The 22,970-nt window shown below is 69.3% G+C and carries 16 protein-coding genes, 1 tRNA gene and 1 pseudogene; 7 read left to right on the forward strand and 11 right to left on the reverse strand.

The genetic code is table 11. The annotated features are described in order from the left end of the window. Positions 1-72: 72 nt before the first annotated feature. Positions 73-705 (forward strand): TetR/AcrR family transcriptional regulator, encoded by a 633-nt coding sequence (locus ACIRQP_RS03150; RefSeq protein WP_403882531.1) that lies wholly within the window; start codon positions 73-75, stop codon positions 703-705. Between the two features lie 124 nt (positions 706-829). Here the strand turns inward: ACIRQP_RS03150 and ACIRQP_RS03155 are convergent. Together ACIRQP_RS03155 and ACIRQP_RS03160 are read right to left on the reverse strand one after the other, a co-directional pair. Then, positions 830-985 (reverse strand): annotated as a pseudogene (locus ACIRQP_RS03155) (IS5/IS1182 family transposase); the annotation flags it as partial. Positions 986-1,029: 44 nt separating this feature from the next. Further along, a complete protein-coding gene (locus ACIRQP_RS03160) occupies positions 1,030-1,719 on the reverse strand; it encodes a hypothetical protein (protein ID WP_403882534.1) in 690 nt (229 codons plus the stop codon). 699 nt (positions 1,720-2,418) lie between these two features. On the opposite strand from ACIRQP_RS03160, the gene ACIRQP_RS03165 reads away from it, so the two are divergent. Further along, positions 2,419-3,624, forward strand: a complete 1,206-nt coding sequence (locus tag ACIRQP_RS03165) for a glycosyltransferase (protein WP_403882537.1) — start codon at positions 2,419-2,421, stop codon at positions 3,622-3,624. Positions 3,625-4,105: 481 nt separating this feature from the next. On the opposite strand, the gene ACIRQP_RS03170 is transcribed toward ACIRQP_RS03165, so the two are convergent. Genes ACIRQP_RS03170 through ACIRQP_RS03185 form a run of 4 tightly spaced genes read right to left on the reverse strand, consistent with a single transcriptional unit; the run spans position 4,106 to position 12,562 of the window. After that, positions 4,106-5,380, reverse strand: coding sequence for a TIGR02679 family protein (locus ACIRQP_RS03170; RefSeq protein WP_403882540.1), 1,275 nt, complete (start codon positions 5,378-5,380; stop codon positions 4,106-4,108). Then, the gene (locus tag ACIRQP_RS03175) at positions 5,377-9,615 is read right to left on the reverse strand and encodes a TIGR02680 family protein (RefSeq protein ID WP_403882542.1); all 4,239 of its coding nucleotides are present in this window, start codon (positions 9,613-9,615) and stop codon (positions 5,377-5,379) included. Before ACIRQP_RS03175 ends, ACIRQP_RS03170 begins: the two co-directional genes overlap by 4 nt. Then, positions 9,612-10,937, reverse strand: a complete 1,326-nt coding sequence (locus ACIRQP_RS03180) for a TIGR02678 family protein (protein WP_403882545.1) — start codon at positions 10,935-10,937, stop codon at positions 9,612-9,614. The genes ACIRQP_RS03175 and ACIRQP_RS03180 overlap by 4 nt, the downstream gene beginning before the upstream one ends. Continuing rightward, on the reverse strand, positions 10,934-12,562 hold the full coding sequence (locus ACIRQP_RS03185) for a TIGR02677 family protein (protein ID WP_403882548.1): 1,629 nt from the start codon (positions 12,560-12,562) through the stop codon (positions 10,934-10,936). Before ACIRQP_RS03185 ends, ACIRQP_RS03180 begins: the two co-directional genes overlap by 4 nt. Before the next feature lie 980 nt (positions 12,563-13,542). Here ACIRQP_RS03185 and ACIRQP_RS03190 point away from each other — a divergent pair. Next, positions 13,543-14,247, forward strand: a complete 705-nt coding sequence (locus tag ACIRQP_RS03190) for a restriction endonuclease fold toxin-2 domain-containing protein (RefSeq protein ID WP_403882551.1) — start codon at positions 13,543-13,545, stop codon at positions 14,245-14,247. A gap of 169 nt (positions 14,248-14,416) precedes the next feature. Here ACIRQP_RS03190 and ACIRQP_RS03195 read toward each other — a convergent pair. Together ACIRQP_RS03195 and ACIRQP_RS03200 are read right to left on the reverse strand one after the other, a co-directional pair. Beyond that, a tRNA-Pro gene (locus tag ACIRQP_RS03195) sits at positions 14,417-14,490 on the reverse strand. A 107-nt stretch (positions 14,491-14,597) separates the two neighbouring features. Further along, positions 14,598-15,536: a metallophosphoesterase gene (locus ACIRQP_RS03200; protein WP_403882554.1), complete on the reverse strand. Its 939-nt coding sequence runs from the start codon at positions 15,534-15,536 to the stop codon at positions 14,598-14,600. A gap of 77 nt (positions 15,537-15,613) precedes the next feature. Here ACIRQP_RS03200 and ACIRQP_RS03205 point away from each other — a divergent pair, with 77 nt between their 5' ends. Beyond that, positions 15,614-16,078, forward strand: coding sequence for a GatB/YqeY domain-containing protein (locus ACIRQP_RS03205; protein WP_030353246.1), 465 nt, complete (start codon positions 15,614-15,616; stop codon positions 16,076-16,078). 152 nt (positions 16,079-16,230) lie between these two features. Here ACIRQP_RS03205 and ACIRQP_RS03210 read toward each other — a convergent pair whose 3' ends face one another. Next, positions 16,231-18,498 (reverse strand): transglycosylase domain-containing protein, encoded by a 2,268-nt coding sequence (locus ACIRQP_RS03210; protein WP_403882556.1) that lies wholly within the window; start codon positions 18,496-18,498, stop codon positions 16,231-16,233. Positions 18,499-18,895: 397 nt separating this feature from the next. On the opposite strand from ACIRQP_RS03210, the gene ACIRQP_RS03215 reads away from it, so the two are divergent. Next, positions 18,896-19,240 (forward strand): WhiB family transcriptional regulator, encoded by a 345-nt coding sequence (locus tag ACIRQP_RS03215; RefSeq protein WP_030353248.1) that lies wholly within the window; start codon positions 18,896-18,898, stop codon positions 19,238-19,240. 443 nt (positions 19,241-19,683) lie between these two features. Here the strand turns inward: ACIRQP_RS03215 and ACIRQP_RS03220 are convergent, their stop codons facing one another. Then, complete coding sequence (locus ACIRQP_RS03220; RefSeq protein WP_403882559.1) at positions 19,684-21,069, reverse strand: ArsA family ATPase; 1,386 nt, start codon at positions 21,067-21,069, stop codon at positions 19,684-19,686. After that, complete coding sequence (locus ACIRQP_RS03225; protein WP_403882562.1) at positions 21,066-22,031, reverse strand: ArsA family ATPase; 966 nt, start codon at positions 22,029-22,031, stop codon at positions 21,066-21,068. The genes ACIRQP_RS03220 and ACIRQP_RS03225 overlap by 4 nt, the downstream gene beginning before the upstream one ends. A 72-nt stretch (positions 22,032-22,103) precedes the next feature. On the opposite strand from ACIRQP_RS03225, the gene ACIRQP_RS03230 reads away from it, so the two are divergent. Together ACIRQP_RS03230 and ACIRQP_RS03235 are read left to right on the forward strand one after the other, a co-directional pair. Next, positions 22,104-22,265 carry a DUF4177 domain-containing protein gene (locus ACIRQP_RS03230; protein WP_014178397.1) on the forward strand — a complete coding sequence of 54 codons (162 nt, stop codon included), beginning with the start codon at positions 22,104-22,106 and terminating at the stop codon, positions 22,263-22,265. Next, the gene (locus ACIRQP_RS03235) at positions 22,262-22,732 is read left to right on the forward strand and encodes a RidA family protein (RefSeq protein ID WP_403882564.1); all 471 of its coding nucleotides are present in this window, start codon (positions 22,262-22,264) and stop codon (positions 22,730-22,732) included. The genes ACIRQP_RS03230 and ACIRQP_RS03235 overlap by 4 nt, the downstream gene beginning before the upstream one ends. Positions 22,733-22,970: the final 238 nt, after the last annotated feature.

Here is a 22,970-nt window from a genome sequence, read left to right on the forward strand (position 1 = left end):
GTGTACGAGTGCGGCCCGCGCCAAGGCGATATTACACTACACCGTGCAGTGTAGAACGGCTAAGATGTGCCCATGCCGACCACGAAGACACTGCGCGAAGGGTCCACGCGGAAGCGGGCCGCCATCCTCTCGGCGGCCCGGGAACTGTTCCTCGCCGACGGCTTCGACCGGACCAGCGTCGACGCGGTCGCCGCTCGGGCCGAGGTGTCGAAGCGGACGGTCTACGACTACTTCGGGGACAAGCAGACGCTGCTGCGAGCAGTCGTCGACGCCGTCGGCCAGTCACTGATCACCACGATCCGGCGCACCCTCGACGACACCCTCACCGACCTCACCGAGGTCGCCGGTCTTGAGGACGCCCTGGTCACGTTCTCGATGCGCATCGCGACCGACATGCTCGACTCGGCGGAGTACGCAACGCTGCAACGACTGGTCCGGTCGGAATCCGGCCACCTGCCGCACCGGGGCTACAACTCCATGGCCGACACCCCCGACGAGGCACTTGCCGAGCGGTTCGCCGCCTTCGCCGCGGCCGGACTGCTAGACGTCCCCGACCCCCGACTCGCGGCCGACCAGTTCATCGCGCTGACCTTCGGCGTCGCGCTGGACAGGCTCGGTTCCGCGAATGCCGCGGAGGACACCCGCGTCCGGCCACTCGTCGTCGAGGGAGTGCGGACCTTTCTCCGGGCATACCGAACCACGTAGGGCTGGGGCAGCACGAAAGAACAGTGCGCCGTCAGCCACACGTTCCCTCCCTCTTCTCCTCCCCTTCGAGCTCGTAACACGATCATGACCGGTGTTTCTTGAGGCGTCTCCAGCAGATGAGGCCGCCGGAGCGTAGGTGTGCGAGGGCGAGCAGTGCCTGCCGTGCGGCGGGCAGTCGGCGCCATCGGATGCCGCGTTCGCGGCGACGGGGCCGCAGGCAGGCGGACAGGCAGCGCAGGGTCGCGGTGGACACATCGACGCCGGAGGGGCGGACAAGCACACGAAAGCTCCTGGTCAGACAGGCGGTTTCGGCTACCCGAGGAGTCAGCCCGCGGCGGTGTTGTAGTTGACGATTCGCTCCACCATGAGAGCGACCGCACCGGCCAGTGGGCTGTCCGCCCCTTTGCTCACCACGTCAGGTAACCGGTGTGCCTCCTCCTCGGTGACTGCCACCATGCCCCAGAACGCGTTGAAGCCCGAAGGATCCGCCGGCTTGTCGGCGGCCGCCCCGACTGTCACGACGCCGCCCTCCTCGACCAGGGCCAGTGCGCCCATCTGCTGCAGCGTGTCGGGATCCCGCTCTTCGGCGGCCACTACGCTCCAACCCGCCACCCCTATTTGTCGCAATGCGGCGAGAAGACTGCCGGCACTGCCCGCACCGGTGACAACGATGTCGGGCAGGACAAGGGCCACCGGCCCTTGCGTCATCGGCAGGGCAGACCGGATCGCCCCGTCGAGCCCCGGTTCAAACGACTCGTCTTGGTAGACGAAGACCATTTGAAAGGTCTCGGCGTAGCGCGCGAGATAACTCACCGTGTCCAGCTTGTGTGTCCCAAATACGACGACCAGGCGCACGTTGAGTCCGCTTTTGGCCAGTTCAACAACGGCCTCCAGGCTGCGGTCCAGCACAGTGACCCCAGGAGCCAGACAGTGCAGCTCCTTCGAGTAGGGCGCCCCGAAGCGCGTTCCGAATCCGGCGCAGGGCAGGATGATCGAAACATCAGGGATGGGCACAGACGAACTATGCATTCAGTGGCTCTCAGGTTGTGTTGACGATCGGGAACCTTGCGCGCCTCGCCGGGTACGGGCGGCCCAAGGCAGACGCCGCACCGTCGGCCTGAAAGGCACGCTGGCGCTCACCGTAGTCACCGAGGACGGCTCCCGCGAGAGGGAGCGTTGATCGACGAGATCGTCAGCGAGGGAACCCGGCGGATGCTCGCCGCTGCCCACGGAGGCAGAAGTCGATATCGAAATAGCCGAGTTGGCCCATGAGCATGAGAGGGACGAGACCGGCCGCCGCCCGGTCTGCAACGGCCGCCACCGGACGCGTACATAGCCTGTCCACCGGCGACTTCGCTACGTCGCGACAGTTCCCGGGCAGCTCGGCGGTCCTGTCGACGGCCACCGTCACCCGGCTCACCAGGCAGTGGACCGACCACCACACGGCGTTCCAGGACCGGCACCTGTCCGGTGTCGACTGCTTCCAACTCCGTTACTACGGCGTTCACTTGCCCATCTGCCTGGGCGAGGGCAAGGGGTGTACGGGCCCCGGCACCTTGGTATTCCGCGACTACCACCGCGTCAATACCACGCGACGTACACTGCTGCCGCACACCCGCTACGGCCGACGCGTCGCCGTCAACGAGGACCGCTCGAAGCCTGGGCGGGCACGGGCCGAAACGTATGGGAAGACAGAACGAAAGAGGACGCTGAATGCGGGTGCTGTTGTCTACATACGGGACGCGTGGCGACGTCGAACCGCTGGTGGCACTCGCGGTGCGGCTACGGGCGCTCGGCGTGGAGGTGCGGATGTGCGCCCCGCCGGACGAGGAGTTCGCGGAGCGGCTGGCGGGTATCGGCGTACAACTGGTGCCGGTCGGGCCACCGGTGCGGGCGTTGATGCGCGGGACGTCTCTGCCGTCGGCGGCGGATCTGTCCCGGTACCGGACCGAGTTGGTTGACGCACAATTCGACATCTTCCCTACGGCGGCCGACGGATGTGACGCGCTGGTGGCGGCCGGCCTGGCGCAGATTGCCGCGCGGTCTGTGGCCGAGGCTGCGGGCATCCGCTACGTGTACGCGAGCTATTCGGCGATCAACCTGCCGTCGCCGCACCACGCGCCGCCACCGCGGCCGGGCTGGCCGGAGCCGGAGGTGAACGACAACCGGACGCTGTGGGAGCTGGACGCCCACAACGTGAACGCGCAATTCAGGGAGACGCTCAACGGCCACCGGGCATCGATCGGTCTGCCACCGGTGGACAACGTCCGCGACCACGTCTTCACCGACCAGCCGTGGCTGGCGGCGGACCCGGCCTTGGGACCGTGGCGGGAGACCCCGGGCCTCGACGTGATACAGACGGGTGCGTGGACCCTGGCGGACGAACGCCCGCTCCCGGCCGAATTGGTGACGTTCCTGGACGCGGGCGCGCCGCCGGTCTACGTGGGCTTCGGCAGCATGCACCCGTCGCCGGACATCGCCCGCAGGGCCATCGAGGCGATCCGCGCACAAGGTCACCGCGCACTCGTCTCCCGCGGCTGGGCGGACCTGGACCTGGTCGACGACCGAGACGACTGCTTCGCCATCGGCGAGGTCAACCAACAGCGTCTGTTCGGCAGGGTGGCCGCCGTGGTACACCACGGCGGCGCGGGCACGACGGTGACGGCCGCCCGGGCGGGCGCGCCGCAAGTGGTGGTAGCTCTCCAACTGGCGGACAACCCCTACTGGGCCGGCCGGGTGGCAGACCTGGAAATCGGCGCGGCACTCGATGGTCCGACTCCGACCATCGAGTCCCTGAGCGTCGCGTTGAAGACGGCTCTGGCACCCGAGACCCGGGCGCGGGCAAAGGCTCTGGGCACCAAGATCCGCACCGACGGAGCGACGGTGGCCGCGAGCCTGCTGCTCGACGCCCTCCGGTGAGCGAGGCCGACCCGGCCCGCCGGCCCGGGATGACGCCACCACGCAAGAGCGACGAGGCCGAGGAAGAACGCTCCGACTGATCCAGGCGGAGCCCCGGTCAGTGGGAATCCGACCGGGGCTCCGGCGTGTGATGCACATCCCCCATCGACTGTGGCGGCCCATTGGTGATCGCACAGTGAGCCTTTTCCGACCTGCCTGGCAGGCAGGGCAGTTGGCCTGACAGACAAGTGAAGCCCCCGGTAGATGGGTTTTCGACCAAGAGAACCGTCTCGGGGACTGGCGACGCCCGTCACTGTGGGGGCCGTCGTCGCGACACTTTTCGTGCTCCTGTTGTGGGGGCAGGACGGAGGAACCCCCGAGTAGCGTGCCGACGCGGCAGCGAGGAATGGGATCTGCCGGGAGCCACCTCCCGCCCTCGGCTCCCAAACGGCTCCCAGAAACCTGGGCCGGTCCCGTCTGGGCCAGACCGTTCGCCCTCGCTTTACCGCGTGGGGCCAGACAGGTCCTCCACCAGAAGGTCAAGAGTCGCCTCCTCATGGAGCGCGACGCCGAGGGCGGTCATGGCAGGGGCGAGGCCGGGGTCCCAGTCCGCGTCGACCGGGCGGCCGTCGAGTGGTAGTTGAGGGACACCCTCCGCCTGGCTGACAGCGGCGAGGCGTTCGTAGTCCTCGGCGCCCATGCGCCACGGTAGGGCTTCGTAGCGGCGGATGATCCGGTTGGCCAGAGCGACGCCCGGCCAGTCGAAATCGCCGTGGTAGGCGAAGCGGCAGCCGGTGGCGGCGAGGGCGTCGAGGAGTGTGAGGACCACCGTGGCGGCGCTGCCGGAGGTGCAGACCAGGGGCTTGGCGCAGGCCGTGTCGGCTGCGGCTTCCACTACGCGCGGGTTCTCGCAGATGTGGATGACGGTTCCAGCGGGCAGTTGGAGCCGGAGGTCGAGCAGATCGCGCGGTGTCAGGTGAGTCTCGGCGTTATGGGCGGCGCGCTCTCGCAGCGATCGCTCTCGCCAGCCCTCGCCGGTGGGCCGGAGACCGTAGGTCAGCACCGTGCTGGAGACCTCGTCCGGTGTGACGGACACCAGCCGCCACAACGCGCGTCGGCCTGCCGCGTTGCCGGGGAGGTCAGCGTCGTGGGCCAGGGCGACGCCGCGTTGAACGAGGCGGGCGAGCCAGGTGCCGTCGTCCAGACCGTGTGCCGAGCCGGTCGCCGTCGCGGCGAGCTCTCCTCGGCCTCGTGTGCCGGTGCGTTTCGAGTCGAGCAGCACGGTGAGGACCTGGACCGCCTGCTGAAGCGTCCGCACTGCCGCTTCGGGTTTCACCCCTTTCGGAACACCGGTGCGGCGCAGCACGTCGGACCACTGCCGGGTCCACTCCTGCCCGGCGAGCGGAGAGGCGTCGAGAGACGAGGTGAGCGACGACCACACGTGCCGGCGCTGTGCCGCATTGTCCTCGCGGGCCGCCCGGCGGTCGGTGAGCGGTGGCCCGAGTTCCTCCAGTACTTCCCTGAGCCCGAGTCCTGCGGCCGAGGCGCGCAGGCGTGCGTCGAGCGCGTCGAGCCGCACGGTCACGGCCGTACCTGTGAGGGGTTTGCCCAGCAGGAGCGACAGGTCGTTCCGTTCCTGCGCACTCACGGCGGTCAACCGGAGGGAACCGGTGGACCGCACGCCGTTGCCTTCCAGACGTTTGCGTACCGCACCCCAGAGCCGGGCGAGACCTGGTTCTGCCAGCCAGTCGCGGGTGGCGGCCGGGAGCCCGCTCATACCGAAGTCAGTCGCCGGTGCCGACCGTTCCAGGTGTAGTGCAACGTGGCCACCCCGCGGACGTGGGGGTCGCGGAGGCACTCGTAGATGTGGAGGGACGGGACCTCGGCCCAGTTGCCCATCAGCCGCTCGCTCGTGAGGACGAAGTCGAGATCGAGGTCGACGAGGATGCGGCCCAGCCGCCCGTGGGTGGGTTCGTCGACCTTGGCGAAGGCGTCGTCCAGGAGGATCAGCCGCGGTGCGTGCGGGGCCGACTCCGCGAGGCTGGTGAAGTGCGCCGCGGCGGCTGCGAAGAGCACGAGGTACGAGAGTACGCGCTGCTCTCCCTGGCTCAAGCCAGTGCGGCCGGTCAGTTTCCTCCTGCGCCCCGGTGCCGCGTCCTCGACCACGAAGGTGTGGAAACGGAACCACGCGCGGTAGTCCAGCGCGGTCCGCAGATGGGCCGTGTAGCCGGCCGAGGGATCGGCACGGCGGGCGTCCTCGATACGGCGTTGCAGTACCTCGCGGAGCTGCTCGGTCTGCTCGCGCGTCCGGAGGCTCGACGGGCTGCGCAGCAGCTCGACGGCTGCCCGCACGTCCGCGTCCACGTCCTCGTCGAGCTTCCACAGCAGTTCCACGCCGAGACCGTGCGAGGTCCGTACGGTCTTCAGGGTGTCGTTGAGAGCCGCCACCAGATTGGCCGCGGTGATGACCTGCGCGGAGAGATGATCGCCGAGCTCGCCGGTCAGGAACCGCTGGAACACCTCGCGTTCGCGCTCGGTGAGCCGACCTCGGTCCTCTGCGGTCTGGACGGCGATCCGCTCGCCCACGACCGCGACATCGTGGGAACCGTGGTCGTCGAGCAGGCGGCACACCTTGATGCCGTCGCGTTCCTCAAGCTGTGCGTCGTATCCGCCTGCCAGTTGGTCGCGCAGCTCCGTGTGCCGGTTGAGCAGGGTGCTGTCCGACACCTCTCCCTTCGAACGGCCGAGGGCCTGCTCCACCGCGTCGGCCAGTGAGCGCAGCGCGCGCAGGCGGTCGCGGACGTCCGAACCGGGGTTGTCCGAGACGTGGTGGGGCAGGGAGGACCGCTCCAGCCCCGCACCGTTGACGACTTCCGGACGGTCGAGAGCCTCGCGGAGTGCGCGGCCGGTGTCGATGACCGTCGTCTCCTGGTCCGCCAGCTCCTCGCGCAGGCGCTTCTCCTCCTCTTCCGCACGCACGCGCTGATCGCGGAGTTCGCCCTGGGTGCGCTCTGCCGCCGGGATGGCGCCGGCGGCGTTCGCGATGCGTTGCATGGCGTTCTGTTCGCGGGTGAGGATCTCCTCCTCGGACGATCCGACGGCCGCCTCGCGGGTCCGCAGATCCTGTTGCGCGGTGCGCAGTTGGTGGAGGCGGAGCCGGTAGTTTCCTTCCGCCTCCAGGCGCCCCTCCCGGGCACGCTCGTACCGCCCGTCGTCCGCCTGGCTTCCGCCGAGCCGCCCGAATGTGCCGCCGACCGCTCTGCGCAGGTGACCGATACCGCTGAGCAGGGCCGCCAGTGCCGTTCGTACCCGGTCCAGGGAGGTGGCGTCGGTGGGCAGGTCGTGGGCGGTCGCGGTGGCATCCGCTGTGGTGCGCGCCGACACGGCGAGAGCGCGGGCCTCCTCGGCCAGCCGTGCCGCACGGGTCGCCTTGGCTGTGAGGTCCCGCAGCGTCTTCTCGTCCGAGTCGGTCCTGCCCCAGGCGTCGGAGAGCTGCCGGGCTCGGGGAAAGTCCCGTTCCGCGAGCGAGAGGGCCCGCCGCCTGGAGTCGGCTGCGGTCAGTTCGGTACGGGCGTCGGTCAGCCGTTGCAACGTGTGCGTGAGCCGGTCCTCCAGCTCGGCGAGGGCGCGCCTCCGGGTCTCGGCGCGTACGGCTGCCCCCACGTACTCGGTGACGCTCTTGTGGTGTCGGCCGCGGAGGGTGCCCAGACGCCAGCTTCCGTCGAAGTGGACCGCGCCGGCGGCGGCGGTCTCCGAGGCCGGTACGAGCGCGATGGCAGCCAGCAGGCGCTCGACCTCCTCGGACGTGATGCCGCACTCCGGCTGCGGGGCCGGGCGCAGGGCCGAGGCGAGAGTCGGTGCTCCCAGCAACTCGGGGCCGGGCTGGAGAAGGGTGTCTCGGGTGAGGGGGTCAAGAAGGACCCCGTCCGCGCTGACCCAGGCGTCCAGGATTCCGCTCGCCTCCAGCGCCGCCTCCAGGCCGGCCCGGTCAGTGGAGGTCACGTGTTCCGCGAAGTCCACCAGTCGGTAGAAGGGTGCTCCATCGGCCGGATTCCTTTCGGCGGTGCGGTGGTACGGGGCCGGAGGCTCGGGGTCCGTACGCCGCTCCCAGTCCTGTTTCTCCTTCGACAGGCGGTCGATCTCTTCGCCGAGCCGGCCGACGCCGAGCGCCAGCGCATCGCGGTGCCGGGTGAGGTCATCGGCGTACGGCTCCAGGGCCGCATGAGCCGTCTGCCGCGCGCGGGCGTCGATGCCGGGTGGCAGCGTGCGCTCCGAGAACGGCAGGTCGGAGGAGGTCTCACTGGCGACTTCGCCGAGGACGACATCCAGCGGCGGGCAGCCGGGCCCCGTCGCGTTTCGCGTGCGTTCCACCCACGCGGCGACCTCGTCGGCGTACCCACGGCTCTCCTTGACGACCTCCTCGCGGCTCTCTTCGAGACGGCCGACGGCCTCCTCCGCCTCGTCCTCCAGCCGTTCCCGTTCCGTGTCGGCCTGCGCTGCCCTGGCCCGAGCCTCGTCGGCCTGAGAGGAGAGACGGGCCACCTCCTGGACCATGCGTGTCCGGTTCCGTGCGACAGCTTCGGCATCCTCCAGTTGCCCCTGCCAGGAACGCAGCCCGGCCTCTGTCGTGGCCGTGTCCACGCGCACCACCGGCCGGTGGCGTACTGTCTGCGGTTCCCCGTCCGGGCTGGTCAGCTCCGCCTGCGCCGCCTGGGAGCGAACCGTGCGTGGCAGGGCCACCGCGTCGCCGAGATGCCCGCTGGGCAGCCTCGCCTTCTCGGCCTGGGACAACAGCTCGCGGTGTTCGGTCCCCAGCTCGGTGAGCCGGCTCCCCAGATCTTCGACACCCTCGGCCAGTCGTGCGGCCGCGCCCTCTTCCGCCTCGTGCGCGTTGCGCAGGGCGGTGAAGGCGGTCATGGCCGTGGTGTGCAGGGCCTCCACCGTGCTGCGGCGTTCCGACAGTTCGCGCAGGCTGCGGTAGGCGTGACTGGCGTGCAGTGCGGCAAGCTCCGTCCGGGCGGTCTGTTCCTCCTCGCGGAGAGTCTCCAGCCCGGCTTCCGACTCCTCCTCCCGCCTCTTCAGGTCACCCGTTCGCTGTGCGGCGTCCCCGGCCGTTCGGCGTCGTCGGGAGAGGGCGTCCAGTTCCCGGCTCACGTTCCGGGCCGAGGTGCGCAGGACCCCGGCGAGGTAGCGGCGGTAGTCGGCGAGGAACGTGCGCAGCGCCGCGTCGGTACGTTCCAGGCGGCCGAGTTCGTCCCGTACGGCGTCCAGGTCGTGGAGGTTGCGTGCCACCTTCTCGACCACGTCCTCGTCGAGCCCCGGCAGGGTCTCGCTCAGCAGGACGGCCAGGCCACCGTGCTCGATGCGGTCCCCGACCGTGGGGCGCCGCAGCCGGTGGAGGAGCTGGGTGAGGTTGCGGTAGCGCGTCGCGTCGGTGATGCCGAAGAGATCCCGCGCCACGCGAGCGCGGTGGCCGACCGCGCGCTCGGTCGCGTTGTCGGAGCCGACGATCTCCTTGAGCCGGTCGACGGGGAGTGGCCTGCCCACTTCGACCAGGTGCAGGTCCTCACCGACCCGCAGCGGGGTGACGAAGAAGGTCGGCACCGCCTTCTGCGTCGACTTCGAGGCGCGGACGGCGGCACCGAGCGTCAGATAGTGGTGGTCGCCGCCCTCGTTCGTACCCCGGAACTCCACCCACAGGTAGCCGAGGCGGTTGGTCTGCTCGAACCCGTCCAGCATCAGCCAGGCGAGCGTCGTCCGCCCGGTGCCGGTCGCGTCCAGGGCCCGGGAGTCGCCGTCCAGCAGGTACGGGAGCAGCATTTCCAGGGCCTTGGACTTCCCCGCGCCGTTCTTGCCGCGCAGCAGCAGTCGCCCGTCACCGAAGGCGAACTCCTGCTCGTCGTACTGCCAGACGTTCTGGATGCCCGCGCGGTGCAGCCGGAACCGGGTACCGGCTGTCGTCGGCGGGCCGGAACGTGGCGGCGGGATGAGGCCACGCGCGTCGTCGGTCATAGCGGCAGCTCCTGCTGTGCGTCGGTATCTTTGCGGGTCGAGTCGGCCGTACGCACGGTGACGCGGGTGGCGTAGCGGGCCGCCGCTGCGAGCAGCACCCAGCCCTCGCCGCCGGGCCGGGCCCCGCCGACGTCGGTCACCTGGCGTCCTTCCGGCAGCTCTTCGGCGCGCCCCTCCGGTAGCCCGTTTCCCTCGGCCCGCAGCGGACCGGCAGGGGCCAGCAGCCGCATGCGGGACAGCAGGTCCAGCACGGCTTCCCGCAGGGCGTGGAGATCTTCCAGGTAGCCGCGCTGCCAGTTGCTGCGGCCCCCGTACTCGGCGACCAGGTCAGCCAGCAGCTCATCCACCAGGCCGTCCGGAACGGCCACTCCGACGACGAGGACGCCGCCGGTCGCCGGATGTCCGGGATCGGCTGGACGAAGCCGATCAACGAGCCGTTCCACCAGCAGCAGTGCGGCCTGGGCGACGGTCCCTGTGCCGGGAAGGTGGAGATCGGTCAGCTCTTCCTCGGGGTCGACCAGCGCCACTCCCTCGGCCCGGATCTCCGTCTCCAGGCCGAGGAGTTCGAGGAACGCCTGGGCTTCCCGGCGCTGGCGGGTGCGAAGCCAGTCGCGTTCGGCGTCGGTCAGTTCGTCGAGGTGGACGACGGGTGTTTCAACGAGCATCCGCCGCACGTAGGTACGAGGTCCGCCGAAGCCCGGGTCCGCTGCCCGCCGGACCAGATCGGCGCCGTCCCGGGACTGGGCGAGCGGTCCGGCGACGACGACGCGGGCGAGCTCGCGATCCACCGTGATCAAAGCTTCCCCGCCGGCTTCCTGGGCGATGGCGGCCACCTGGCCCTCCGTCTCGACGAGAACGCCCCACTCGACCAGCTGGCGCAGAGCCGCGACCAGGGTCCGTTTCCCGGCCGCCCGGCCCGTCTCCTCCAGTTCGACGTTCGCGTCGGCCGCCGCGGCCCGGATATCGGCGACCAGCTGTGACAGCAGCATCTGCTCGGGTGCGGTCACCAGCACCGACAGAGCCAGCGCGAGGCAGGCGTACGTGTGCGGGGTGAAGGGAGTACCGGTGGACCGGAGAAGCCGGTGTCCCGCCCGTGCTCCCAGCCCGGCCTTGAACAGCCGGGCGTAGGAGCTGTCGACCAGGAGGCGATAGCCGAGCACCTGCTGGAACCGCTTGCCCAGCCAGTCGGCGTGCCTGCGGACCAGCGGGAAGAGGTCGGCGTGCGGGCCGTCCGATGTGACCAGCGGATGGGCGAGCAACAGCCGGGCGGCGGTGCGGCGTTCGGCTGCCAGGGCCACGTCGTGGGCTGAGGGGAGGGTCATGACGCGCTCACCTCCGCCTCGCCGTCGGCCGTGGCGGAGGTCCGGCCGATGACCAGCTCCAGGTCGTCCAGGAGCAGGTCCCCGTCGGCCGAGTGGACGAGCGTCCGAGTGCCCGCCGTACGGTGCACGGTGAGTCGGATGCCCAGATCGGCGTCCTCGCTCCACGCCGCGTCCAGGCCGAACCCCGTCGTCGTCACTTCCCCGTACGTACCGGCGCGCCGCTTGAGCTGCGCGTTCCCGAGCGCCGTGGCCAGCAGCTCCAGGAGCAGGCTGAGCGCTGCTGAGGTGAGCCGTACGTCATCGAAACGGCCCGACGCGCTGCGCAGCTCGTCCGCCGCCGCTTTCCTGGCCGCCGCCCGCTGACGCGCGGACTCCCGTAGCCGCTCCTTCTGCGCGGAGTGGTCTTCCACCGACGCTGTCCGGCCCCGCTGCGCGCGGCTGCCCCTCTCGCGCAGCGCGACCGGGACTTCGACCATCGGACCGGTCCACCAACTGGTGTAGGCGGGCACCACTTCGTCGGTGGCAGGCGGGATACCGAGATGGCGGGCCCCGTACAGTCCGAAGGCGGCGACGGCGATGTCGTGCGCGTCCTGCGGCGCTGCTTCGTCGAACCACCGGGCCAACCGCAGCAGGTCCCGGCGGCGCGACATCTCCCCGGTGGCCGAGCGCAGTATCCGCTTGGCGTTGGCCAGCAGCGACTGGAGCGCCCGCAGGGTGGCGTCGCGCAGCTGATCGACCTGGCTGCCCTGACCGTCGGTGTCGCTGAACCAGCCGCGCAGCCCCTCCCAGTCCGCGAGCTCGCGCCCCCGGCTGCGCTGCACCCGGGTCTCCGATCGGCCTTCGCCGTGCGGGGAGAGCCCGGCGAGGCCCTGGGCGTGGGCATCCAGCCGGTCCAGCAGGGCCGGAAGGTGCGGCCACAGCGTGTCCAGTGCCGCCGAGATCCGGGGTGCGCGGAAGGCCACGTCCTCCGTGATCGCCTCTACGTAGTCCAGGAGCAGTTCCTTGAAGCCCTGGTACTCGGCGCTGTCCAGGTCGTACCGGGCGAGCACCTGGCCGAGGTAGGCGTAGAAGTCCCGGATGGAGTCCGCGAACTCGGCGAACTGCACGAACAACGTGCTGACCCGCTCCAGCCCGTCCTGCGGCGCGATGCCGCCCGGCTCGGACACCAGCTCGGCCAGCTCCCGGAGCCCGCGCTCGACCAGGGCCAGCAGTTCGTTGCTCACCTCGCGGGCGGCATCGGCCTCGGCCAGCACCCCGTCGGCGTCCCGCTGGATCCGCTCGCCCAGCCTCGACAGCTGATAGCGCGCACGGGAACGCTGGTACTCGGTGATGCTGGACGCTTTCACGGTGTGGCTGCCGCGCAGCAGGTTGCCCCACCGCTCCAACTGTTCGAGCCGGGCCGTGAGGGTGTCGGCGTCGAGCCCCGCCCCTGGTCCGCCGGACTCACGCAGCTTCGCCATGACCTCCGGGACAGCCAGGTCAGCCAGGAGCGTTCCACAGAAGACCCGCATGATCGCGATGTGCTCCAGCCGCTCCGGCGCGCTGAGGTACGCGTACGCGTCCAGCCGCCTGCGCGCCTCGTCGTGGCCGGGTTCCGGCGGTGTGTCCGGTGAGGGTGCCTCCATGCTTGCGAGGCTACGTGGAGCATTCGACTGTCGTTGGGACATAGCTCGAAATGCTCCCCGAGTATGCGGAAGTGACGACACTGCCCCCCCGATCGTCCACGCTTCAGCACGCAAGTGGAGGCAGGCGAGACCTGCGCCTTTCACTCGGTCCTCGGCGACGTCAACCATGTCTCGAAGCCGACCAGAAGCTCGCCCATGGCACCGAGCGAGGCCGACGACGACCCTTACTGGACCGACAGGTTGACCTCGTACAGCTTGTAGGGAGGCTCGGCTTCCCGTGCGACAGCGCACGCGGCTGCCAGCACTGGACCGCACGCTCGCGGGCGCCGGCATCCACCGCCGCCACGAGGTCGGGCCACAGCGTGCCACAGCGTGTCACCGATGTAGTCGATGAGTTCCATGATGTGGGCCCCTCCCCGGCTGGCCCGGTCCTTGATCGCTTCCCGCTGTGCACCGGCGTGGTCCTCGGCCCGCTAGGAGTCCCGTTCGCCCAGGTCCTCCCAGAAGTGGTCACCCCAGATCTCCTCCCAGCGCTGATCCGCCCGTGCCGGCGCGGCCTTGAACGCGCGGTCCAGGTCCTCCTGCGAGAGCCGAGGGCGATCCCAGGAATCCTTCGTCCCGAATGAGGCCCGGACAAGATTACTACGAGCATTGCTGGTGTTTGTGCTGGTCAGGATGTTGGTTCCGATCGTTCTGGCGTGGTGGCGAGGGACTTTCGGGAGCGGATCGGCTCCCGGATGGCTCCCAAGGACGTCGCCGAACGGAGATCGCCGGGAAGCGGGGCACGAGGCACCCCGGATTCGACTTGTCGGGGGCGCCGGCGCGCCCGGCCGACGTCCGCACTGAACCCCAGCAAACTCAGCCAATGCTCTGAGCCACGTCTTGAACCCCTCGCACACACGACTGGACCGTGAGATAGAACGGCGGGGTGGCCGGGGAGGGTTCGAGCTCGCAAAGCCGGCGAACGGGAGGGGATAGGCATGAGTGATGGGCTGGCGCCTCATCTGAAGTTGATAGCCGAGGGCATGATCCGTAGCACCATGGGTCTGGCGACTGACGTCATGCGAGGTGCCCGCGACACCATGATCGCGCTCTCCCATGAGCTGGATCGACAGAAGGGGATGGCGGGAGACGACGACGCGGGTCGCGACTTCGCGAAGGTGTACAAGTCCGCGGCGTCCACCACGCTCAATCACATGGGATTCAGCTCGTACGTGCTGGGTGAGTCCGGCAGGGGGCTGATGCGCAACGCGCGCGAGTTCATGGTGCAGGAGAGCCGCGTCGTCGCGTCCATCATCGGTGAGCAGGTTGATCTGACGTCGGGTATGGGCGACCCGGGTGCGGACTGTCCGGAGAACTATCTGGGGCTCGGCCAGGAACTGCCCGAAGTGGTGGGCGAGACGGCGTGGCACGATCAGTACGCTCCCGGTGGCGGGAGCGACCGCTCCCTCGACCGCGTCGAAGACACACTGGCCAAGCCCGTCAAGCTGAACAACAGGGGAGAGATCGCGTGGGACCCCGTCGTCGATGCCATGTACGGCGGTGACGAGAAGGAACTCGTGTGCTACAAAAAGGCCATGGCCAATCCCGCGAACGGTGAGATCCGGGGCCTGGAGATCGTCACGAACGGGCGGGACAATGCCGCCTACTGGCAGTCCAGAGAACCCGATGATCGCTTGGGATGACGGTAGCGGCAGGATTCGACTCAGCTCAGGTGTTCTGCCCAGCGGCCGCCCGCAGCCGGAAGCCGGATTCCGAGATCGGTTCCCCAACGGCTCCCAAGACGGTCCCAGAAACCACTCAGGGGCCTGATCCGCTCTCGCGGATCAGGCCCCTGATCTGGTGTTTCAGCTGTCGGGGTGGCGGGATTTGAACCCACGACCTCTTCGTCCCGAACGAAGCGCGCTGCCAAGCTGCGCTACACCCCGATGTCGCCCGTGTCGCGGCGACATCGATTACTTTAGCCCACCGCTGGCCGGAGACGAAATCCGGTTTCGGGGCCCCACGGGCCGGGAGTGGGCCGCGTCTCGGTCGGTCAGGGGCGGGGCGTCAGGGTCAGGAGCGTGGCTTCCGGGGGGCAGGCGAAGCGGACCGGGGTGTAGCGGTTGGTGCCGCAGCCCGCCGAGACGTGGAGGTAGGCGGTGTGGCCGCCGGAGCGGTGGGTGGAGAGGCCCTTGACGCGGTCCGTGTCCAGGTCGCAGTTGGTGACCAGCGCTCCGTAGAAGGGGATGCAGAGCTGGCCGCCGTGCGTGTGGCCAGCCAGGATCAGCGGGTAGCCGTCGGCGGTGAAGGAGTCCAGGGAGCGCAGGTACGGGGCGTGCACCACGCCGATCGAGAGGTCGGCGTCCGCCTCGGGGCCGCCCGCGACCCGCTCGTACCTGTCCCGCTTGATGTGAGGGTCGTCGACGCCCGTGAAGGCGATCTCGTGGCCGTCGATCTTCAGCCGGCCCCGGGTGTTGGTCAGGCCCACCCAGCCCGCCGCGTCGAAGGCGTCGCGCATCGGCTCCCACGGGTTGTGCACCGCGTGCACGGCCGGGGCGTTCCCGTTCAGACCGTGGCGGCCCTGGGCCTTCTCGAAGAGATAGCGGGCCGGATTGCGGAGCTTCGGGCCGTAGTAGTCGTTCGAGCCGAAGACATAGACACCCGGGAACTCCATCAGCGGGCCCAGCGCGTCAAGCACCTCCGGTACGCCCTCCGGGTCCGAGAGGTTGTCGCCGGTGTTGACCACGAAATCGGGGCGCAGCCCGGCCAGCGACTGGAGCCAGCGCTGCTTCTTCCTCTGTCCACTCACCATATGGATGTCGGAGACCTGGAGAACCCGCAGGTCACGCATCCCGCGCGGCAGCACGGGCACCGAGAACCGGCGCAATCGGAACGAGCGGGTTTCGATGCCCGCGGCGTAGGCGAGGCCGGCCGCGCCGACTGCCGCGATGCCTGCGGTGATTTTCAGGGGGACCCCGTAGCGTGCGCGCATGCGCCCATCGTCGCAGACGCCGTACGGGCGCGAAATCCGTGGGCGGGTACGGCTCGGCACCTGCCACACTTGCCCTTATGACCAGCCTTAAGTCCAAGCTGAAGGAAGACCTCACCGAGGCCATCAGGGCGCGTGACGAGCTCCGCTCCGCCACGCTGCGGCTGACCCTCTCCGCGATCACCAAGGAGGAGGTCTCGGGCACGTCCGCGCGCGAGCTCTCCGACGACGAGGTGCAGAAAGTGATCGCCAAGGAGGCGAAGAAGCGCCGTGAGGCCGCGGAGGCCTTCGCCCAGGGCGGCCGCGCGGAGCAGGCCGAGCGGGAGAAGGCGGAGGGCGTGCTCCTTGACGCGTATCTGCCCAAGCAGCTGACCGACGAGGAGCTGGCCACGATCGTCGCGCAGGCCGTCGAGGAGGCCAAGGGCGCCGGAGCCGAGGGCCCGCGTGCCATGGGCGCCGTGATGAAGATCGTGAACCCGAAGGTCGCCGGCCGCGCCGAGGGAGGCCGGGTGGCCGCCCTCGTGAAGCGCTCGCTCGCGGGCTAAGGGCTGTCCCGTTGTCCCCGGCCGGCAGCGGAGAAAGCAGTGGAGAAAAGCGGTAGAGCAGCAGCGGTAGAGCGGTAGAGCGGTAGAGGAATGAGGAAGGGGCGCCCCATCCCGTCGGATGGAGCGCCCCTTCCTCATTCGGTTACCGCGGTTTACGGGAAGCCTCCGCCGCCGTTGCCGTTCCCGCCGTTCCCATTGCCCTGGGACTGGCCTCCGCCGATCAGGTCCGGCGGGATCGAGATGCCCGGGAACGGATTCGTACCGTCGTCGCCCGGCTTGTTGTCGCCCCGGCCGCCGTTGCCCTGGCCCCGGCCCTGGTTGTCCCCGCCCGGCTTCTCGGTGTCCCGGCCCTTCGGCGCGTCCGGGATGTCGACCGTCACGAAGCCGGGGGCGGGCTTGCCCTCCAGCGCGCCGGACACCGCGTCCTTCCAGATCGGACCCGGGACCTGACCACCGAAGACCTTGTCGTGGTACTCGCCCCCGATCGTGATGGCCTCCATCTCGACCTGCTGGGACGGGCTGCCGACCCAGACCGCGCCGGACATGTTCGGGGTGTACCCGACGAACCACGCGTTCTTACGGGCGTCCGTCGTACCCGTCTTACCGGCGTTGTCGCGGCTCGTCAGTCCGGCCTCCTCACCCGTACCGGAGTCGACCACGCCCTTCAGCAGGGTGTTGATCGTGTCGGCGGTCTTCTCCGACATGGCCTGGGAGCAGCCCGACTCCGGCACCTTGAGGCTCTTGCCCGTCGCCGTCTTGATCGACTCGATGGCGATGGGGGTGCAGTACGTGCCGCGGTTCGCGAAGGCCGCGTACGCGCTCGCCATCCGCAGCGGCGAGATGCCCTGCGAGCCCAGGGTGAGGGCCGACGGTGACTCCGGGAGCTTCTTGCCGTCGCCCTGGACCACGCCCAGCTTGGCGATCGTCTCCGTCACGGGACAGAGTCCGATTTGCTCTATCATCTGGACGAAGTACGTATTGACGGACTTGGCCATCGCGTCCTTCAGCGCGTACGGCCCGACCTCAGACTCGTTCTCGTTCTCGGCCGTGTCGCCTTCCGTGTTGACCCACGGCTTGCCGCTGCACGTCTGGATCGAATCCGGGTACGGCATCTGGTACGGCGCCGGATACGACTGTGTCGGCGGGACACCGCGCTCGATGGCCGCCGTCGCGAGGAACGGCTTGAAGGTCGAACCGGTCGGGAAGCCGTAGTTCGAGCCGCCCATCCCCTTGTCGACCGAGAAGTTGATCTGGGTCTCGTTCTTCCCGAAGCCGTAGGGCTTGGACTGCCCCATGCCGAGGATCTTGCCGGTGCCCGGCTCGACCAGGGTCACCGCCGCGGCGACCTTGTCGCTCTGGTTGACGTGGTCCTTTATCGACGTCTGTACCGAGTTCTGGGCCTTCGGGTCGAGCGTCGTACGGATCGTCAGACCGCCCTGGTTCCAGACCTTGGCCCGCTCCTTGCGGTCCTTGCCGAAGACGGGGTCGGTCAGGAAGACCTCGCGTACGTAGTCACAGAAGAAGCCCGCACCGGCGACGGCGGTGATGCAACCGTTCGCGGGACGGCTCACCTTCAGCGTGATCGGCGTGGCCTTGGCACGGTCGGCCTCCGCCTGGGAGATGTCGCGGACGTCGGCCATCCGCTGCAGCACGGTGTTGCGCCGCTTGGTGGCCTCCTCCTCGTCATTGACCGGGTCGTACCGGCTCGGCGACTGGACGATGCCCGCCAGCATCGCCGCCTCTTCGAGCTTGAGGTCCTTGGCCGGCTTGGAGAAGTAGCGCTGGGCGGCAGCCTCGATGCCGTAGGCCTGCTGCCCGAAGAAGGTGATGTTCAGATAGTTCTCAAGGATCTTCTTCTTGCCCAGCTCCTCCTCGACCTGGATCGCGTACTTCAGCTCCTGGATCTTGCGGCCCAGGGTCTGCTGGGTGGCCTGCGCGACCTTGTCCGGGTCGTCGCCGGCCTCCTCGACGAAGACGTTCTTCACATACTGCTGGGTCAGCGTCGAGGCGCCCTGGGCGACGCCGCCCGACTGCGCGTTGCGGTTGACCGCGCGCAGAACGCCCTTCAGGTCGATGGCCCCGTGCTCGTAGAAGCGCGAGTCCTCGATCGCGACGATCGCCTTCTGCATGTACGGGGAGATGTCCGTGAGCGGGACGACGGTGCGGTCACGGGAGTAGACCGTGGCGATGGGGCCGCCCTGGGAGTCCAGGATCGTGGTCCGCTGACTCAGCGGCGGCGTCTTGAGGTTGGCGGGGATCTCGTCGAATCCCTCGACCGTCCCCTTGGCGGCGAGTCCCAACGCCCCGAAGGCCGGCAGGGCGATTCCCGCGAGCACCGCTCCCGCGAGCACGCTGACACCGAGGAACTTGGCGGCCTGCTGGGTCCCGGTCAGACCCCCGCCCGAGCGCTTCTTTGGCATGAGGGCAGCCTACGTTCTCAATCGCCGGACACGCGTCAAGGCTCTGGCCTAAGCTGTCCCCAACTGTCACAGCAGTGCGGTTGCGTATCAAGCACCCGGTGTGAACTTTCCGTGAACCCGAAACGCGGAATATTGACGCCCGAATCCTCCGTATCCGGCATGAGATGCCCGCTGTGACCCCAGCGAAATACCCGACTCTGTCGGATGTGCCGGTTATGCCCTCGGCTCACTCCCCTGGGTGATCTGCCGCGTACGCATAGTCCGTTCGGGCCATTCAAGATTGGGCCCGAAGGGGGTGTTGCGCTGTGCCCGCCTTCCGTAACGTCCTCAACTGGCAACGGTGAATATGCCGCTGCCGCCGTGGGGGAGCCTCGATTCGGGAGAGGACGGCGCCAGCATGGGCTGGGTAACCGACTGGAGTGCGCAGGCAGCTTGCCGCACTACCGATCCAGATGAACTGTTCGTGCAGGGTGCGGCGCAGAACAGAGCCAAGGCTGTGTGCACCGGATGCCCGGTGCGGACCGAATGCCTGGCCGACGCGCTGGACAATCGCGTCGAATTCGGCGTGTGGGGCGGAATGACCGAACGGGAGCGCCGCGCACTGCTGCGCAGGCGACCGACCGTCACCTCGTGGCGCCGGCTGCTAGAGACCGCGCGCACGGAGTACGAGCGCAGCGCGGGCCTGCTGCCCGTGGGCTTGGAGGATGACGAGACGTACGAGACGTACGCGGCGGTGGGGTGACCGGTGGGGCAAGTGGGGTAACCGCTCTCCCAACCTGTGGGGTAACCGCTCTCGCTCCTGCTGCCCCTGCTCAGGGCGCCATGACTCGGCGGTGAGGCGGGCAGCGCTTCGGGCATGTCACATCGGATGTGGCGGCGTGTCGAACGCGGTGCGCCGGACACGACGGGGCGAGCGGGAGGTGCTGGACATGGCGTGTCGAGCCGGGGGGTGCTGGGCACGGCGTGTTGAACGCGGCGTGTCGGGCATGTCATGTCGAAGCGGTCGGTGGAAGCGCTCGGTGGAAGCGGTCGCCGGTAAGGGGTACGTGGCGCCGCGCGCTGCGTCGTCGTGCAGTCCTCTCCCGGTGCCGTCCTCACCCGATCACCGTCGCTCGACGTCCGGGGGCTCAGCTCGGCGTACGGTCGCTCGGCCCGACGTACGGTGCTCGGCTCGGCATACGGTGCTCAGCTCGTCGTGCCACCCGTTGTCGTACCACCCGCCGCGAGGCGGTCCGCGATGGCCCTGAGCCCGGCAAGGTCGTGAACGTCGCCGGGCAGGGCGGGGACCTCCGCCACCGCCACCTCGGGGTGCAGCGCGGTGAAGCGATCGCGCGTGCGCTCTTCACGCGCGAGCACCTGCATCCGTTCGGCATGAAGGCGCAGCAGGCCCGCCGTCAGCTGTTCCACAGTTGTGACAGACGCGACCGATTCGGGGGCGGCCGAGGCGGCGGGAATGGTGGATACGTCGGATTCGTGGGATACGTGCGGTGATGCGGGTACGACAGAGTCAGCGGTTACGGCAGATACGGCGGCTTCGAGGGGCTCGTGCGTCTCGGAGGCTTCGGGAGAAGAGCCGTCCGGGGCTGCACTGCCACGACTCTGAGCATTCCCGGTCCCCTGATCCACAATGCGGCCGTCTTCAAGAATTTCCGCCGCGGCCCGCGCCCGCTCCGCCGACAGTCGCGCCGCGCCGCTGCCGTGGACACGGTTGAGCACCAGCCCGGCCAGCGGCATCTCCTCGGCCGCCAGCCGTTCCACGAAGTACGCCGCCTCCCGCAAGGCGTCCCGCTCCGGCGCCGCGACCACCAGAAACGCCGTACCCGGCGCCTGAAGCAGCCGGTATGTCGCGTCCGCGCGCGTACGGAACCCGCCGAACATCGTGTCCATCGCGGTGATGAAGGTCTGCACATCGCGCAGGAATTGGCCGCCGAGCAGCTTTCCCAGCGTGCCGGTCATCATCGACATACCGACATTCAGAAACTTCATCCCCGCCCGGCCGCCCATCTTGGCCGGGGTCATCAGCAGTCTGATGAACTTCCCGTCGAGAAAGGAACCGAGCCGCTTCGGCGCGTCCAGGAAGTCCAGCGCGGAGCGCGACGGCGGCGTGTCGACGATGATCAGGTCCCAGTCGTCGCGGGCCCGCAACTGCCCCAGCTTCTCCATCGCCATGTACTCCTGCGTGCCCGCGAAGCCGGCCGACAGGGACTGGTAGAAGGGGTTCTCCAGAATGGCGCGGGCCCGCTCCGGGTCCGCGTGCGCCTCGACGATCTCGTCGAAGGTCCGCTTCATGTCGAGCATCATGGCGTGCAGTTCGCCGGGGCCCTCGACGCCCTTCACCTGCCGCGGCGTGTTGTCGAGCGAGTCGATCCCCATCGACTGGGCCAGCCGACGCGCCGGATCGATGGTCAGGACGACCACCTTCCGGCCGCGCTCGGCCGCGCGTACGCCGAGAGCCGCCGCGGTTGTTGTCTTGCCGACGCCGCCCGAGCCGCAGCACACGACGATGCGGGTGGCCGGGTCGTCGAGCAGCGAATCGATTTCGAGTGGGGCAGCCGCAGAGTCCAGGGTCATGCGAAGACCTCCCCGAGTTGCCGTAGCTCCCCCGCGAGTTGGTAGAGACCGGCGAGATCCATTCCCTCGCCGACCAGGGGGAGTTCGTACGCGGGCAGCCCCAGCTTGGTCAGGACCGCCCGCTGCTCGCGCTCCAGCTCCACGCGCTGCGCGTGCTCCGCGGCCTGGTCGAGCAGCGGCCCGACAAGCTTCGTCGGCGCGGGCACACCGGCGGCCGCGAGCGCCTTGGCGACCTCCTTGCGGCGATCGCCGGCCGCGGCGCGTACGGCGGCCTCGTCAAGGAGATGCGGCCGGACCATGTTCACGATCACCTTGCCGACCCGCAGCTCCGCGCTCCGCAACTCGGCGATGCCGTCCGCGGTCTCCTGGACCGGCATCTCCTCCAGCAGCGTCACCAGATGCACAGCCGTCTCGGGCGACTTCAGGACCCGCATCACGGCCTGCGCCTGATTGTGTATCGGGCCGATCTTCGCCAGCCCGGCCACCTCGTCGTTCACATTGAGGAAGCGGGTGATGCGGCCGGTGGGCGGGGCGTCCATCACGACGTAGTCGTAGACGAAACGTCCCCTCTTGTCGCGCCTGCGAACCGCCTCGCACGCCTTGCCGGTCAGCAGTACGTCCCTGACCCCCGGCGCGATCGTCGTCGCGAAGTCGATCGCGCCGATCTTCTTGAGCGCCCGGCCCGCGCTGCCGAGCTTGTAGAACATCTGGAGATAGTCGAGGAGTGCGCGCTCGGCGTCGATGGCCAGCGCGAACACCTCGCCGCCGCCCGACGCGACGGCGATCTTCCGCTCCTCGTACGGAAGGGCCTCCGTCTCGAAGAGCTGTGCGATGCCCTGTCTGCCCTCGACCTCGACGAGGAGCGTGCGCTTCCCCTCGGTGGCGAGGGCGAGCGCGAGGGCGGCGGCGACCGTCGTCTTACCGGTACCGCCCTTGCCGCTGACGACTTGGAGCCTGCTCACGTATTCGAGCCTAACCAGTCGGGCCGCGGGCTACGCACGAGGCCGCCACGCGGTACGACTACAGTCGCCTCCATGACCAAGTGGGAATACGCGACCGTGCCCCTTCTCGTGCACGCGACCAAGCAGATTCTGGACACCTGGGGCGAGGACGGCTGGGAGCTCGTCCAGGTCGTTCCCGGGCCGAACAACCCGGAGCAACTGGTTGCCTATCTGAAGCGGGAGAAAGCCGCATGAGCGGAGCCGTCGAGGCCACCCTCGCCGAGCTCGGGCTGAGGCTGCCCGGGGTCGTACCTCCGCTGGCGGCCTATCAGCCGGCCGTACGGTCCGGTGCGTACGTCTACACCTCGGGCCAGCTCCCGATGGTGGAGGGCAAGCTTCCGGTCACCGGCAAGGTCGGCGCCGAGGTCACCGCGGAAGAGGCCAAGGAACTGGCGGCCACCTGCGCGCTGAACGCCCTGGCCGCCGTGAAGTCCGTCATCGGCGATCTGGACCGCATCGCGCGCGTGGTGAAGGTCACGGGCTTCGTCGCCTCGGCCGCGGACTTCACCGGCCAGCCGGGTGTTCTCAACGGCGCGAGCGAACTGCTCGGCCAGGTCCTCGGCGACAAGGGCGTGCACGCGCGCAGCGCCGTCGGCGTGGCGGTGCTGCCGCTGGACGCGCCGGTCGAGGTCGAGATCCTGGTGGAGCTGACCGAGGCCTGAGCGCGGACGGTGCCTTCCGGTCACGGGCCGGGTGGCGGCTGAGCGCGGGCCGAGCGACGGCTGAGCGCGGGCCCGTGGGTTTAGCGACGACTCAGCGCGGGCCCGTAGGTTTTGGGTACGGCCAGGTGGCTTCTGGTCACGGGCCGGTGGCTTCTGGGCGCGCGTCCCGCGCCTGGTGCGTGGCCGGAGATCCTGCCTGGTGCGTGTATGTGAGGCGCACCGGGTGGGATCGTGCTGT

Source organism: Streptomyces sp. NPDC102274 (assembly GCF_044766385.1).
In the GTDB taxonomy this organism is placed as follows: Bacteria; Actinomycetota; Actinomycetes; order Streptomycetales; family Streptomycetaceae; genus Streptomyces.

Excerpts from the sequence above, each read along its gene's own strand:
- ACIRQP_RS03205 (WP_030353246.1), top strand. The coding sequence starts at position 15,614 with ATGACCAGCCTTAAGTCCAAGCTGAAGGAAGACCTCACCGAGGCCATC.
- ACIRQP_RS03180 (WP_403882545.1), bottom strand. The coding sequence starts at position 10,937 with ATGACCCTCCCCTCAGCCCACGACGTGGCCCTGGCAGCCGAACGCCGC.
- ACIRQP_RS03185 (WP_403882548.1), bottom strand. The coding sequence starts at position 12,562 with ATGGAGGCACCCTCACCGGACACACCGCCGGAACCCGGCCACGACGAG.
- ACIRQP_RS03190 (WP_403882551.1), top strand. The coding sequence starts at position 13,543 with ATGAGTGATGGGCTGGCGCCTCATCTGAAGTTGATAGCCGAGGGCATG.
- ACIRQP_RS03210 (WP_403882556.1), bottom strand. The coding sequence starts at position 18,498 with ATGCCAAAGAAGCGCTCGGGCGGGGGTCTGACCGGGACCCAGCAGGCC.
- ACIRQP_RS03170 (WP_403882540.1), bottom strand. The coding sequence starts at position 5,380 with ATGAGCGGGCTCCCGGCCGCCACCCGCGACTGGCTGGCAGAACCAGGT.
- ACIRQP_RS03150 (WP_403882531.1), top strand. The coding sequence starts at position 73 with ATGCCGACCACGAAGACACTGCGCGAAGGGTCCACGCGGAAGCGGGCC.
- ACIRQP_RS03215 (WP_030353248.1), top strand. The coding sequence starts at position 18,896 with ATGGGCTGGGTAACCGACTGGAGTGCGCAGGCAGCTTGCCGCACTACC.
- ACIRQP_RS03175 (WP_403882542.1), bottom strand. The coding sequence starts at position 9,615 with ATGACCGACGACGCGCGTGGCCTCATCCCGCCGCCACGTTCCGGCCCG.
- ACIRQP_RS03165 (WP_403882537.1), top strand. The coding sequence starts at position 2,419 with ATGCGGGTGCTGTTGTCTACATACGGGACGCGTGGCGACGTCGAACCG.
- ACIRQP_RS03235 (WP_403882564.1), top strand. The coding sequence starts at position 22,262 with ATGAGCGGAGCCGTCGAGGCCACCCTCGCCGAGCTCGGGCTGAGGCTG.
- ACIRQP_RS03200 (WP_403882554.1), bottom strand. The coding sequence starts at position 15,536 with ATGCGCGCACGCTACGGGGTCCCCCTGAAAATCACCGCAGGCATCGCG.
- ACIRQP_RS03220 (WP_403882559.1), bottom strand. The coding sequence starts at position 21,069 with ATGACCCTGGACTCTGCGGCTGCCCCACTCGAAATCGATTCGCTGCTC.
- ACIRQP_RS03230 (WP_014178397.1), top strand. The coding sequence starts at position 22,104 with ATGACCAAGTGGGAATACGCGACCGTGCCCCTTCTCGTGCACGCGACC.